Consider the following 12,057-nt stretch of genomic DNA (forward strand, 5'->3'; position numbering starts at 1 on the left):
CGACCCGAAAACATCACGCGGTGCACTGTTCGCCCGCCCCTACACTCGGCGGGGTGGGCGAACAGAAGCAGCGGATGCTGGCCGGGGAGCTGTATCGAGACAACGATCCAGAACTCGTGGCCGAACGGCAGCGGGCGCAACGGTTGTGCGACGAGTTCAATCGGACCGGGCCGGAGGCGACCGGGCGGCGCACCGAGTTGCTGGGCGATCTCCTCGGCACGCTGGGGGAGGGCTCGTGGATCATGCCGCGGTTCCAGTGTGACTACGGGTACCTGATCGAGATCGGGGCCAACAGCTTCCTCAACTACGACGCGATTCTGCTCGACTGTGCGCCGATCACCATCGGGGACGACTGTTCGATCGGGCCGCGCTGTCAGCTGCTCACCGCGCTGCATCCGATGGAGGAGCACGAAAAGCGCAGGCAGCGCTGGGAATCCGCGGCCCCGATCCGGATCGGGAACAATGCCTGGTTCGGCGGCGGGGTGATCGTGTGCCCCGGCGTGACCATCGGCGACGATGTGGTGGTCGGCGCGGGCAGCGTGGTCACCCGCGACCTGCCGGATCGGGTCTTCGCGGCGGGTAATCCGGCGCGGGTGATCAGGCAGCTCTAGGTGCGCCGACACCACCACGGCTGCGCGCGACATGCGGGGCGGGTGCGGTGTCGGGTCGCGTCGGGGAGTCCGTGGCAATACTGTCTGACCATGGGCGAATCGCGAATCGAGAGGGAACCCGAAGCCACCCGGCCGCTGCGCTCCGACATCCGGTTCCTCGGCGGCATCCTGGGCGACACCATCCGTGACCATGAAGGTCCCGAGGTGTTCGACCTGATCGAGCGCGTTCGCATCGAGGCGTTCCGGGTGCGCCGCGAGGAGGTCGAGCGCAGCGCCGTCGCCGATATGCTCGACGGCACTCCCACCGAGGTCGCGATCCCGCTGATCCGGGCATTCAGCTATTTCGTGCTGCTGGCCAATCTGGCCGAGGACATCCAGCGTGACCGGCGGCGCGCCGCGCACGTGGCGGCGGGTGAGCCGCCGCAGGATTCCTCGCTGGCCGCCACCTACGGCAAACTCGACGCGGCAGGGCTCGACGGTGCGATGGTGGCCGACCTGCTCACCGACGCGCTCGTCTCGCCGGTGATCACGGCGCACCCGACCGAAACCCGCAGGCGCACCGTCTTCGACGTGCAGTCCAAGATCACCGAACTCATGCGCCTGCGCCGCCGGCTCGAACCCGGCGAGCCCGGCCTCGACGAATCCGAACTGCGGATCCGGCGCGAAGTGCTCACCCTGTGGCGCACGGCGCTGATCCGGTTGGCGCGCTTGCGGATCCAGGACGAGATCTCCGTCGGCCTGCGCTACTACGACCTGACTCTCTACGACGTGATCCCCGCGATCAACGCGCAGGTGCGCGCGGCGCTGCGGACGCGCTGGCCCTCCGAAGATCTTCTGCCACGCCCGATCCTGCGCCCCGGCTCGTGGATCGGCGGTGACCGCGACGGAAACCCTTTCGTCACAGCGGAAGTCGTGCACACGGCAGCCGGACAAGCCGCCGCCTATGCCTTCGGCCGGTACCTGGACGAGTTGGTCGAACTCGAGAAGACCCTGTCGCTATCGGCGCGCCTGGTGCAGGTGACTTCGCCGGTCGCAGAGCTCGCGGCCGCGGGTTATCCCGACCCCGGCCTGTTCGCCGACGAACCGTATCGTCGTGCGCTGCACGCGATTCGGGGCCGTCTCAGTGCCACCGCCGAGCTGGCACTCGGTGCACTGCCCGAGCAGGGCCTCGATGCCGGTGCCGCCCCGTATCCGACGCCCCAATCCGTCCTCGACGACCTCGACGCGATCGACGAATCCCTGCGCGCCAGTGGCGACGGGCTGCTCGCCGACGACCGCCTCGCCGCCCTGCGCCACGCCATCGAAACCTTCGGCTTCCACCTCCAGGGTCTCGATCTGCGCCAGAACTCCGAGGTGCACGAACAGGTCGTCACCGAACTGCTGGCTTGGTCCGGTGTGTACGTCGACTATCCGAGCCTGTCCGAAGCCGGGCGGGTGGAACTGCTCGCCGCCGAATTGCTCACGCGCCGACCACTTCTCGGGCCGAACGCGCAGCTGAGCGAGCTCGCCACCAAGGAGCTCGGGGTATTGCGCGCCGCCAAAGCGGTCATCGACACCTTCGGTGCCGCCGCCATCCCGAACTACATCATCAGCATGTGCACCTCGGTCAGTGACATGCTCGAAGCGGCATTGCTGTTGAAGGAAACAGGCATTCTCGATCCGGGCACCGCCGACACCGCGCCGAGCTGCCCCGTCGGCATCGTCCCGCTGTTCGAAACCATCGAGGACCTGAGCGCCGGTGCGTCGACTCTGGCCGCGGTGCTGGAGGTTGCGGTCTATCGCGAGTTGGTCGCGGCGGCGGGTATGCGCCAAGAAGTGATGCTCGGCTACTCCGATTCCAACAAGGACGGTGGCTACCTCGCCGCGAACTGGGCGCTCTACCGCGCGGAACTGGACCTGGTGGAGGTGGCCGGGAAATCGGGAATCCGGTTGCGGCTGTTCCACGGTCGCGGCGGTACCGTCGGTCGCGGCGGCGGCCGCAGCTACGACGCCATCCTGGCCCAACCCGCGGGCGTGGTGCGGGGATCGCTGCGGCTGACCGAGCAGGGCGAGGTGATCGCCGCGAAGTACTCCGAATCCGGTGCGGCACATCGCAATCTGGAATCGCTGATCGCGGGCACGCTCGAATCGACGCTACTGGATGTGGAGGGCCTCGGCGACGACGCCGAACCGGCCTACGAACTGCTCGACGACCTCGCCGCCCGCGCTCGTGCCGCCTACGCGACTCTGGTGCACGACACCCCGGGCTTCGTCGAGTACTTCCGTGAATCCACGCCGGTCGCCGAGGTCGGCGACCTCAATATCGGCAGCCGTCCCGCCTCTCGCAAACCCACCAATTCGGTCTCGGACCTGCGCGCCATCCCCTGGGTGATGGCCTGGAGCCAGGCCAGGGTCATGCTGCCCGGTTGGTACGGCACCGGCACCGCGCTCGAAGACTGGGTCGGTAACGATCCTGCCCGCCTCGCGCGTCTCACCGACCTTTACCAGCGCTGGCCGTTCTTCAACACCGTGCTGTCGAATCTGGCCCAGGTGATGGCCAAGAGCGACCTCGACATCGCGGCCCGCTACGCCGAGCTCGTCACCGACGCAACCCTGCGCGCCGACATCTTCGCCATGATCGCCGACGAACACGCCCGCACCATCCGCATGTACCTGGCGGTCACCGGCCACGCCGAACTCCTCAGCGACAACCCCTCGCTGGCCGAGTCCATCCACAACCGCTTCCCCTACCTGGAGCCGCTGAACCAGCTCCAGGTCGACCTGCTGGCCCGGCTACGCGGCGGTGACGATTCCGAACTGGTGAAGCGGGGCATCCTGCTCACCATGAACGGCCTCGCCACCGCGCTGCGCAATTCGGGCTAACGCTCAGAGGCAGACGCTGATGGTGAACGGGCCGACCGGGATGCCGGTGCAGATCGACACCGAGCCGACGACCGGCTGCGCGGGGGCGGCCGTAGCGGTTCCGGCACCGATCGCGGTCACGGACAGGGCGAGGGCGGCAACGGCGAGCGGGCGGGCGATCTTGGCGAACATAGGCTGATCCTCGGGTAGGACTGGGTGAACACCCCCGTGCGGGGGCCGCCCCATCTCAACACGCACGCATCGGTGGCGTCCACGACATGATGGGAATCGCGGTGGCACAGTCGGTTACGACGGCGATCGCGTCGATCTCGACCAGCATCTCCGCGCGCGGCGGGCCGTGAAGACGGTGGTGCGCGAGGGCAGCACGCCGTTGCTGGTGTGCTTGGTGACGAGTTCGCCGCACGCCTGGTTCATGATCGCGAAATCCTCGCGCTCGGTGAGGTAGACGCGCAGCATCAGCACATCGTCGAAGGTGGCGCCGGAGGCGTCGATGATCGCCTTGACGTTCAACAGGGTGCGGGTGGTCTACGCGGCGACATCGCCCTGATGCAGGTACTCGGTGGTCTCGGGATCCACCCGGCCCTGACCCGACACCTGGACGAACGGGCCCTTGCGCACGCCCTGGGAGAAGGAGTGGGCGGGAGCCGGGGCGTCGGCGGTCATGCCGGACATGTGGTTCAGCCTTTTCTCGCGGTGCCGTCTCGGCCCGGGTCCCAGCCGAGTTCGGTGGAGATGGCGTCGGCCGTCGCCCTGACCTGCGGCAACAACGCCAGCACTTGATCATGGTCGAGCAGCACGTCGGGGACCGAGACCGACACGGCGGCGACGACGGCACCGATCCCGTCGCGCACGCCGACACCGATGCAGTTGACGAAGCTCTCGTGTTCCTCGTGGTCTTCGGCGAACCCCTGCGCGGCAACGAGAGTCAATTCGGCCAGATACTGCTCGGGGGTACGCAGGGTGCGGGTGGTGAAGGGGTGGTAGTCCAATCGTGCTGCCACCGTGGGCCATTCGTCGTGTGGCAGCGCAGCCACGAGCACCTTGCCGACCGCGGTGCAGTGCAGCGGTGCGGGCCTGCCGATCCGCGAGTACATCCGCACCGCCTGTTCGGCGTCGACCTTGTCGATGTAGACGGCGTCGCCGGATTCGTAGACGGCCAGGTGCACGGTCTGCCCGGTGGCCGCGCCCAGCGCGCTCAGGTGCGGGCGGGCGACGGTGCGCACATCACGGTTCTCCAGTGCGCGACTGGCCAATTCGAACATCCGGGTACCGAGCGAATAGCGGTGCGCGTTGTCGCGCACGACGAACCGATCGGCCTGCATGGTCTGCAGCAGCCGCAGCACCGTCGACTTGTGGACGCCGAGCCGGACAGCCAGCTCGTCGAGGGACCGCGAGCTCTCGCCGAGGGCGATGAGAATGGACAGGGCCCGCGACACGCTTTGACTCATCGGCTGATCGTTTCATCCAGTGCCGCGGGGTAACCCAGCATGGCCCAGATATCGTCAGGGAGTAGCGCGAGGCGCTGAATATCTTCCGGCGGTGGCAGTTTCGCCGAATCGCCGGTGGCGGTCAGCACTGCCGCGGCGCACCGCAGGCGCGTGCGCAGATCTGCGCCGTGCAGCAGGGCGGCGAGGTAGCCGCCGGCGAAACCGTCACCGGCACCGATCCGTTCGGTGATCTCCAGCGTCAGCGCGGGCACCTCGATCGAGAACTCACCCTCGAAGCCGGTGACGGTGTGCTTGTCGTTCTTGACGATCAGCTGGGCGGGTTCGGGGAACAACGCGCGCAAGGCGGCCGGGTCGCCGGTGCCGAAGATCTCCTCGGCCTCGTCGGCGCCGAGAAACACGACGTCGGCGCCACGAAGGTGCGCGTCGAGTTCGCCGGCGGCCTCGTCGACGCGCGAACCCCACACTGCCGGACGGTAATTCAGGTCGAAGCTGACCAGCCCGCGCCGAGGCCGGGCCAGCAGTGTGCGGGTGCGCGCGGTCGCCGACTCCGACAGTGCCGGGGTGATGCCGGTGAAGTGCACGAGATCGGCACCGTCGAGCGGGGGTGCCCCGGCCACGAGGTCAGCAGGTGACAGCGCGCTGGCGGCCGAACCCGTGCGGTAGCAGTGCATGCGGCTGGCGTCGGCATCCAGGTCGTTGGCCGCGCCGGAGCCCGCCCCACGTTCCTTGACGTACAGGCCGGTGGGCCGCGTGGGATCGATGGCGACTGCCGCGACATCCACCCCTCGAGCGCTGAGTTCGGCGACCGGGTATCGCTCGAATCCGTCGTCGCCGACCCGTGACAGCCAGGCCGCCGACACGTCGAGCTGGGTCGGCACCACGGCCACGTTGGCCTCCGTGCCGCCCGCGCCGCGATCGAACCGCACGGATTGTTCCAGGGGTCCCGGGCCCGCGATCAGCACGGCCAGCCCCTCGCCGACGGTGACCGCCCTGGGCTGAACGGTTGTTGCCTGGGTCACCTTGTTCGCCCTTTCGTGCTTGCGGTCACTGTCCTGGAGATGCACAATAACGAGCGGCCACATTCAGCGCAACCATCGTTGCAACATATGCAATGCTTGTTCGATATGACTGATCGAGCCGCCACGCAGGTTTCGGTCGAAGAGAAAGGGGACGCTGTGATCATCGACAACGACGTCGTGGACGCCCTCGCCGGCGAGTTGCTCGGACCCTGTGACAAGAGCGCGCCGCCCGCGGCGTGGGGGAGCACCGTGCGCGAATACCTCGCCGGCGCACCGCGTCTGGATCAGTGGCAGACGCCGTTGCTCACTCTCGACCGTGGCAGGCTCGACACGAACCGCGACCTCATGGCCGAGTGGACCGCCGCGGCAGGTGTCGCCCTCGCCCCGCACGGTAAGACGACGATGGCGCCGCAACTGTGGCGCGAGCAGCTCGTGGCCGGGTCGTGGGGGATCACCCTGGCCACCGCGTGGCAGGCGCAGCTCGCGCGCTCGTTCGGTCTCGGCCGGATCATGCTCGCCAATACCCTGGCTGACCCGGTCGGATTGGCTTGGGCCGCAGCGGAATCTGCGCGGGACGCCGGCTTCGAGCTCTACTGCTGGGCAGACGGCGTCGCCACCGTCGAACTGATGGACAAGATCCTGCGCGATACCGCCGCGGGTCCGCGCGTGCGGGTGCTCGTCGAACTGGGTGGACCGCACGGCCGGACCGGTGCCCGCACCCGTCGCGAAGCGCACGCGGTCGCCGCCGCCATCGGTGCGAGTGAGCGGCTGAGCCTGGCCGGTGTCGCGGGCTACGAGGGCGCGCTGGCTCACGATCGCAGCGCCGAGGGTGTCGCCGCGGTGCGCGGCTATCTGGGCGAACTGGCCTCGTTGCACTCCGAACTCGTTGCGGCGGGCGCCTATTCGGGTCCGGCGGTCGTCACCGCGGGCGGCAGCGCCTACCCCGAACTCGTGGTCGGCGAACTCGCCGGACTTGCCGATCCCCGGGGTGTGCGCGGCGTGCCGACCACCGTGGTCCTGCGCAGCGGCGCCTACCTCGTCCACGACGACGGCTTCTACGCGGGAATCTCCCCGCTCACCGCGCCCGCCGAGGAACCAGGCCTTCGTTCGGCCATGCACGGCTGGGCCCGGGTGGTCTCGCGACCCGAACCGGAACTGGCCCTGCTCGACGGCGGCAAACGGGATTTCCCCTTCGACGAAGGACTGCCGGTGGCCCAGCAGGTGATCGGCGGCACCCTCCCGCCGAACGCGATGGTCACCGCGCTCAACGATCAGCACACCTTCCTGCGGTTGCCCGGTGCCGATTCCGACGATCTGCCGGTCGGTTCCATCGTGCGCCTCGGCCTCTCCCACCCCTGCACCGCGTTCGACAAGTGGCGCCGCATCCCGGTGATCGACAGCGCCGACGCGCCCCACCCGCGCGTGGTCGACCTGATCCGCACCTACTTCTGACGGATGAGCATGACGCACTTGCTCTTGCGTGACATCGACATCGTCGACGGCGCCGGTGCCCCACACACCCGCGGCGACGTGGGGATCCGCGACGGCCGCATCGCCGAGATCGCGCCACCCGGCACCATCGAATCCGACGCGAGCGTTATTGCGGTACAACCGGGTTCGGTCCTCGCGCCCGGATTCATCGACACGCACGCGCATTCCGATCTGTATCTGCTCGCCCATCCCGACCACTTCCCGAAGATCACCCAGGGTGTCACCACCGAGGTGATCGGCCAGCTGTCCTACGCGCCCATCGACGACGCCGCGCTCGCGGTGGTGCGCAAGCAGATCGCGGGCGGGAACGGCAACCCGGGCGACTTCGCCTTCGACCGGCGCACCGTCGCGCACTACCTGGCCCGCCTCGACCAGGGCATCACGCCCAATGCCGCCTACCTCGTTCCGCAGGGCATGCTGCGCATGCTCGTGGTCGGCGGCGAACAGCGAGTGGCCACCACCGCCGAGATCGACCGGATGTGCGCGCTGCTGGCCGAGGGCTTCGAACAGGGGCGCGGTCGGGATGTCCAGCGAGCTCACCTACACGCCCGGAATGTACGCCGACACCGGCGAACTCGCCGCGTTGTGCGCGATGGTCGCGGCACCGCGACCGGAGTACGCGCCGGTCGCGCCCTGCGCCTGGACACCACGAAGGAGGAGACCCGATGAACCCGTTGCTCAGCTCGTCGTCGCAGGCCATGGAAGTGATCCGCGCCGACCGGGCCCTCACGGTGGTCCGTGCCCCCGACATCCCCGACCCGGCCGCGCTCGCCGGAGCACTCGCGGGCGCCGGGCTGCGGGCACTCGAACTGACCTTCACCACGCTCGGTGTGCTCGACGCGATCAGCAAGGCCACCGCGGTCACCGACGCCGTGATCGGGGTCGGCACCGTGACCACCCGCGAGCAGGCCGAGGCCGCCATCGAGGTCGGTGCCCGGTTCTTGGTGACGCCCGCGTTGCGTCCCGAGGTTGCGGAAGTGGCTGCGGCACACACGATTCCGGTCATCATGGGCGCGTTCACGCCGTCGGAGGTCCTCGCCGCGGCGGAGATGGGGGCGGCGGCGGTGACGATCTTCCCGGCCCGCGCGCTCGGCCCGCAGTACGTCAAGGATCTGCTCGGGTCGTTCCCGCACATGTTCCTGATCCCCTCCGGCGGCGTCAATTCCCACAACGCCCGCGACTTCCTCCGCGCGGGCGCGATCGCCGTCACCGCGGGCACCGAAGTGGTCGCCCCGTCCGACGTCGAGGCCGCGCGATGGTCCCACATCGGCTCCAAAGCCGCGCATTTCGTTCGTTCGCTTGATTGAGAGGTTTTCCATGGGCGCCACCATCGACTGGTTGCGCACCACCACCTGGTGTGGTGTGGTCTCGCGATCGCTGTCCTGCTCATCGCCATCATCAAGGTCGGACTGGAGCCGTTCGTCGCGCTGCTGTTGACCGGACTGCTGCCGGCGCCGGCCGCCGGGCTGCCGATCTCCCAGATCGTCGGCACACCACTGAAAGCCGGTGAGTCACTACTGGAAGCAGGCTTTGGTGGCATCCTCGGCCACATCGCGGTGATCATGCCCGGACTGAGTGGAGTTCAGCGGGGCTGCGGAACCGTCGCCGCACAGGTACGCGGATGATCCGATCGGCACGTGGTCTTGGTCAGGCGAGTAATGCGCACGTCAGGCGGGTGAGGGCCTCGTGGGGGTCTTTTCCGCGGTCCGCGCCGGTCAGGCGGTGTACGACGGCGCCGTCGAGGTAGTCGACGAGAATGCCGGTGTCGGTTGCGGTCAGGCCCACCGAGGCGGCCATCTCGATCGCCCAGGTACGGAGTCGTCGGTGTCCACGCTGGACGGAGTCGTGGAGGGCGGGCATCGTTTGCGACTCGCCGAACAGCGCCAGGCGTGCTCGAGTGCGGATGGCGTCGGTGGTTGTCGCGTGGGTGACGAACAGCGCGAGACCGTCTATGAGGTGGTCGACGGTGGCGGGGCCGAGTGTGCGGTTCAGTGTTTCCCAGTCGGCGTGATCGCGTTGTTCCAGGCGTTCGGCGACGCCGCACAGCAGCGCTTCGCGGGTGCGGAAGTAGTTGGACGCCGAGCCGGCCGGTAGCTCGGCGGCCTGGTCGACGGCGCGGTGGGTCAGCGCGCGTGAGCCGCCGCTACCGAGTACCTCGATTGCTGCATCGAGAACCTGCTCGCGTTTGGTAGCCACGGGCTGATACTACGCCCGTAGTGAGCCACGCTACAGTTGCGGAGGCGGGCACTACGGGCGTAGTACGGTCATGGGCGTACCTGAAACGAGGGAGAGTGCGATGCCTACAGCAATCGTCGTCGGCGGCGGAATCGGGGGAGTGGCCGCAGCGCTCGCGCTCGCGGGGAGGGGTTGGTCTGTCGAGGTGCTGGAGCGGCACCGGAGGTCGCGGAGGTCGGATCGGGGATTTCGCTGTGGTCCAACGCCTTACGTGCACTGGATCTCCTCGGTGTCGGTCCTGCGGTGCGTGCGCAGGCAATGGCGGAGGTGTCGGCCGGGATTCGGGATGACCGTGGGCGATGGCTCTCGCGCACCGACGTAGCGACGATGCGCGAGCGATTCGGCACCCCGGTCGTGATCCATCGCGCCGCACTCCTGGAGATCCTGCGCGCGGCACTTCCCGAAGGTGCTGTGCGAACCGGTATCTCGGTGCTCGAGGCGGGAGTCGACGGATCGGTGATCCACTCCGAAGGCGTGTCGACAGCCGATCTGGTTGTCGGCGCCGACGGGATTCGCAGTGTCGTCCGACGTGCTGTCTGCGGCGAAGTCGCCCCGCGCTACGCCGGCTACACCGCCTGGCGCGCGGTGGTCGACATCGACGAGCCGCTCACCGAGTTCGGTGAAACCTGGGGTCGCGGCGCACGTTTCGGCATGGCCCCGCTCGCGGACGGTCGCGTCTATTGCTTCGCGGTCTACAACGCCCCCGAGAACGCCACCGGCAGCCTCGCCGAAGTCCGGGATCGCTTCGAGAACTGGCACCACCCGATCTCGGCCCTCCTCGCCGCCGCGGACCCGAACACGGTGCTGCACAACGATATCTATGACCTACCAGCGCTACCGACCTTCACCGCCGGCCGTATCGCCCTGCTCGGCGACGCCGCCCACGCGATGACGCCGAACCTCGGCCAGGGCGGCTGCCAAGCTCTCGAAGACGCGGTGGTCCTGGCCCGCCTGGCGGCCGAACCCGACGGGCTCGCTCGCTACGACCGAGAACGTCGCCCCCGTACTCAGATGATCGTCGAACGCTCCGCGCGGATCGGTACCATCGCCCAACTGTCCGCGCGACCCCTGGTCACCCTCCGCAACACATCATTGCGCCTCACTCCCACGTCGATCCAGTTGCGTTCCATGGCAGAGGTTCTCGACTGGACCTGTTGAGACCGGGTCCGGGGGCTGAGTTGCCGTTTCTGGACAGCCGCCGAAGGGTCCGGCGCATGTGATACCCCCTCTGGGTATACCCCCTACCCCTGCCCTGCTCCGGTTCGGCGGTCGCCTGTTTCGGTGAATGCCTGGACGGCGTCGAGTTCAGTCGGCCGGTGCATCGATGAGGCGTCGAGGTCGGCGGTTCGTCAGCGAGGTTTCGATGCGATACCGGTGTTGAGCGAGTGCCCGCAGATCAGTGGTAGCGCGCGAACATCGCCGCGGCAGTGGCGGTCATGGTCGCGCGAAGTTCGGGTGGGGTGAGGACTTCGACGTGTTCGCCGAGGGGGAGCAGGGCGTGAGCCAGGACTTCGTAGGACTCGGCGGGAATCGTGATGTCGGTCCAGCCGTCAGCATCGGGTGGTCCCGCGGATGCGAGGGCATCGTTGACCGCGGCGGGGTCGTTCACGAGGCGCAGCAGGCTCAGGTGGTCGGTGGAGATCCGGCAGTGTGCGCTGACTCGCAGCATGGATCGCGCGAACTCCTCGGCCGCGGATTGCCAGTGCGCGGCGAGATCGAAAGTGGCGGGGCGGGTGAAGGATTCACCGGTCTGTTCGGCTGTGATGATCCGGCTCGCGCGGTACGAGCGGATGTCGGCGTGGTCGCGGGCGATCAGGTACCAGGTGCCCGCCTTCATGACCAGACCGAGTGGGTCGAGGGTCCGCTCCACCGTGCGGTCGCGACGGCGGTAGGTGATCGTGAGGACGCGGTCGTGCCAGAGGGCGTCGGCAACCGTTGCGAGGGTGGGGGTTTCGTCGGGGCGCTGGAACCAGCCGGGCATGTCGATGTGGACGCGTTCGGCGATTCGGGTGGCGCGGCCGCGCAGTTCCGGCGGGAGGGCGGCGAGCATTTTCAGCTGGGCGGTGGCCAGCACGGTACCGAGGCCCAGGTCGGCGGCGGCGCCCGGGAGACCGGCGAGCAGGACGGCGTCGGCTTCGTCGGAGGTGAGGCCGGTGAGCCGGGTTCGGTAGCCGTCGATCAGCCGCACACCACCACCGCGACCCGGTTCGCTGTACACCGGAACGCCCGCCTCCGAGAGCGCTTCCACGTCCCGATATACCGTGCGCACCGACACCTCGAGCTCCCGTGCCAACTCGCTCGCGGTTGCGCCACCGCCTGCTTGCAACAGCAGCAGCAACTGAACCAACCTGCTCGCCCGCATATCTCGAGACTAGCCGCAAACCTTGACAC

At 68.4% G+C, this 12,057-nt stretch carries 13 protein-coding genes and 1 pseudogene; 8 read left to right on the forward strand and 6 right to left on the reverse strand.

The window, feature by feature from the left end:
- Positions 1-53 precede the first annotated feature (53 nt).
- Both ACTWPB_RS18330 and ppc read left to right on the forward strand, forming a co-directional pair.
- Entirely contained in the window at positions 54-611 is a 558-nt protein-coding gene (locus ACTWPB_RS18330; RefSeq protein ID WP_446221827.1) for a sugar O-acetyltransferase, read from the forward strand.
- Positions 612-701: 90 nt separating this feature from the next.
- A complete protein-coding gene (ppc, locus tag ACTWPB_RS18335; protein ID WP_446221828.1) occupies positions 702-3,473 on the forward strand; it encodes a phosphoenolpyruvate carboxylase in 2,772 nt (923 codons plus the stop codon).
- 3 nt (positions 3,474-3,476) lie between these two features.
- On the opposite strand, the gene ACTWPB_RS18340 is transcribed toward ppc, so the two are convergent.
- The 4 genes and pseudogenes from ACTWPB_RS18340 to ACTWPB_RS18355 all read right to left on the reverse strand — a co-directional run bounded on the left by ACTWPB_RS18340 (position 3,477) and on the right by ACTWPB_RS18355 (position 5,940).
- A complete protein-coding gene (locus tag ACTWPB_RS18340) occupies positions 3,477-3,644 on the reverse strand; it encodes a hypothetical protein (protein WP_446221829.1) in 168 nt (55 codons plus the stop codon).
- Between the two features lie 55 nt (positions 3,645-3,699).
- Positions 3,700-4,145: pseudogene (locus ACTWPB_RS18345) on the reverse strand (RidA family protein).
- Positions 4,146-4,150: 5 nt separating this feature from the next.
- Positions 4,151-4,921, reverse strand: coding sequence for an IclR family transcriptional regulator (locus ACTWPB_RS18350; protein ID WP_446221830.1), 771 nt, complete (start codon positions 4,919-4,921; stop codon positions 4,151-4,153).
- On the reverse strand, positions 4,918-5,940 hold the full coding sequence (locus ACTWPB_RS18355) for a sugar kinase (RefSeq protein ID WP_446221831.1): 1,023 nt from the start codon (positions 5,938-5,940) through the stop codon (positions 4,918-4,920). Before ACTWPB_RS18355 ends, ACTWPB_RS18350 begins: the two co-directional genes overlap by 4 nt.
- Positions 5,941-6,045: 105 nt before the next feature.
- Between ACTWPB_RS18355 and ACTWPB_RS18360 the strand changes: the two genes are divergently transcribed.
- Genes ACTWPB_RS18360 through ACTWPB_RS18375 form a run of 4 tightly spaced genes read left to right on the forward strand, consistent with a single transcriptional unit; the run spans position 6,046 to position 9,056 of the window.
- Positions 6,046-7,392: an amino acid deaminase gene (locus ACTWPB_RS18360; RefSeq protein WP_446221832.1), complete on the forward strand. Its 1,347-nt coding sequence runs from the start codon at positions 6,046-6,048 to the stop codon at positions 7,390-7,392.
- A gap of 9 nt (positions 7,393-7,401) precedes the next feature.
- Positions 7,402-8,100 (forward strand): hypothetical protein, encoded by a 699-nt coding sequence (locus ACTWPB_RS18365; RefSeq protein WP_446221833.1) that lies wholly within the window; start codon positions 7,402-7,404, stop codon positions 8,098-8,100.
- The gene (locus tag ACTWPB_RS18370; protein ID WP_446221834.1) at positions 8,097-8,738 is read left to right on the forward strand and encodes a bifunctional 4-hydroxy-2-oxoglutarate aldolase/2-dehydro-3-deoxy-phosphogluconate aldolase; all 642 of its coding nucleotides are present in this window, start codon (positions 8,097-8,099) and stop codon (positions 8,736-8,738) included. The genes ACTWPB_RS18365 and ACTWPB_RS18370 overlap by 4 nt, the downstream gene beginning before the upstream one ends.
- Positions 8,739-8,786: 48 nt before the next feature.
- Positions 8,787-9,056 carry a GntT/GntP/DsdX family permease gene (locus tag ACTWPB_RS18375; RefSeq protein ID WP_446221835.1) on the forward strand — a complete coding sequence of 90 codons (270 nt, stop codon included), beginning with the start codon at positions 8,787-8,789 and terminating at the stop codon, positions 9,054-9,056.
- Positions 9,057-9,078: 22 nt separating this feature from the next.
- Here the strand turns inward: ACTWPB_RS18375 and ACTWPB_RS18380 are convergent, their stop codons facing one another.
- On the reverse strand, positions 9,079-9,627 hold the full coding sequence (locus tag ACTWPB_RS18380; protein ID WP_446221836.1) for a TetR/AcrR family transcriptional regulator: 549 nt from the start codon (positions 9,625-9,627) through the stop codon (positions 9,079-9,081).
- Between the two features lie 100 nt (positions 9,628-9,727).
- Between ACTWPB_RS18380 and ACTWPB_RS18385 the strand changes: the two genes are divergently transcribed.
- Both ACTWPB_RS18385 and ACTWPB_RS18390 read left to right on the forward strand, forming a co-directional pair.
- Complete coding sequence (locus tag ACTWPB_RS18385; protein WP_446221837.1) at positions 9,728-9,988, forward strand: FAD-dependent oxidoreductase; 261 nt, start codon at positions 9,728-9,730, stop codon at positions 9,986-9,988.
- Positions 9,910-10,824 (forward strand): FAD-dependent monooxygenase, encoded by a 915-nt coding sequence (locus tag ACTWPB_RS18390; protein ID WP_446221838.1) that lies wholly within the window; start codon positions 9,910-9,912, stop codon positions 10,822-10,824. The genes ACTWPB_RS18385 and ACTWPB_RS18390 overlap by 79 nt, the downstream gene beginning before the upstream one ends.
- Before the next feature lie 238 nt (positions 10,825-11,062).
- On the opposite strand, the gene ACTWPB_RS18395 is transcribed toward ACTWPB_RS18390, so the two are convergent.
- The gene (locus ACTWPB_RS18395; protein WP_446221839.1) at positions 11,063-12,028 is read right to left on the reverse strand and encodes a helix-turn-helix transcriptional regulator; all 966 of its coding nucleotides are present in this window, start codon (positions 12,026-12,028) and stop codon (positions 11,063-11,065) included.
- Positions 12,029-12,057: the final 29 nt, after the last annotated feature.

Source organism: Nocardia sp. IBHARD005 (assembly GCF_052814245.1).

Bases quoted from the DNA above. Each gene is read 5' to 3' on its own strand.
- ppc (WP_446221828.1), top strand. From the start codon at position 702: ATGGGCGAATCGCGAATCGAGAGGGAACCCGAAGCCACCCGGCCGCTG.
- ACTWPB_RS18340 (WP_446221829.1), bottom strand. From the start codon at position 3,644: ATGTTCGCCAAGATCGCCCGCCCGCTCGCCGTTGCCGCCCTCGCCCTG.
- ACTWPB_RS18350 (WP_446221830.1), bottom strand. From the start codon at position 4,921: ATGAGTCAAAGCGTGTCGCGGGCCCTGTCCATTCTCATCGCCCTCGGC.
- ACTWPB_RS18360 (WP_446221832.1), top strand. From the start codon at position 6,046: ATGACTGATCGAGCCGCCACGCAGGTTTCGGTCGAAGAGAAAGGGGAC.
- ACTWPB_RS18365 (WP_446221833.1), top strand. From the start codon at position 7,402: ATGACGCACTTGCTCTTGCGTGACATCGACATCGTCGACGGCGCCGGT.
- ACTWPB_RS18370 (WP_446221834.1), top strand. From the start codon at position 8,097: ATGAACCCGTTGCTCAGCTCGTCGTCGCAGGCCATGGAAGTGATCCGC.
- ACTWPB_RS18385 (WP_446221837.1), top strand. From the start codon at position 9,728: ATGCCTACAGCAATCGTCGTCGGCGGCGGAATCGGGGGAGTGGCCGCA.
- ACTWPB_RS18395 (WP_446221839.1), bottom strand. From the start codon at position 12,028: ATGCGGGCGAGCAGGTTGGTTCAGTTGCTGCTGCTGTTGCAAGCAGGC.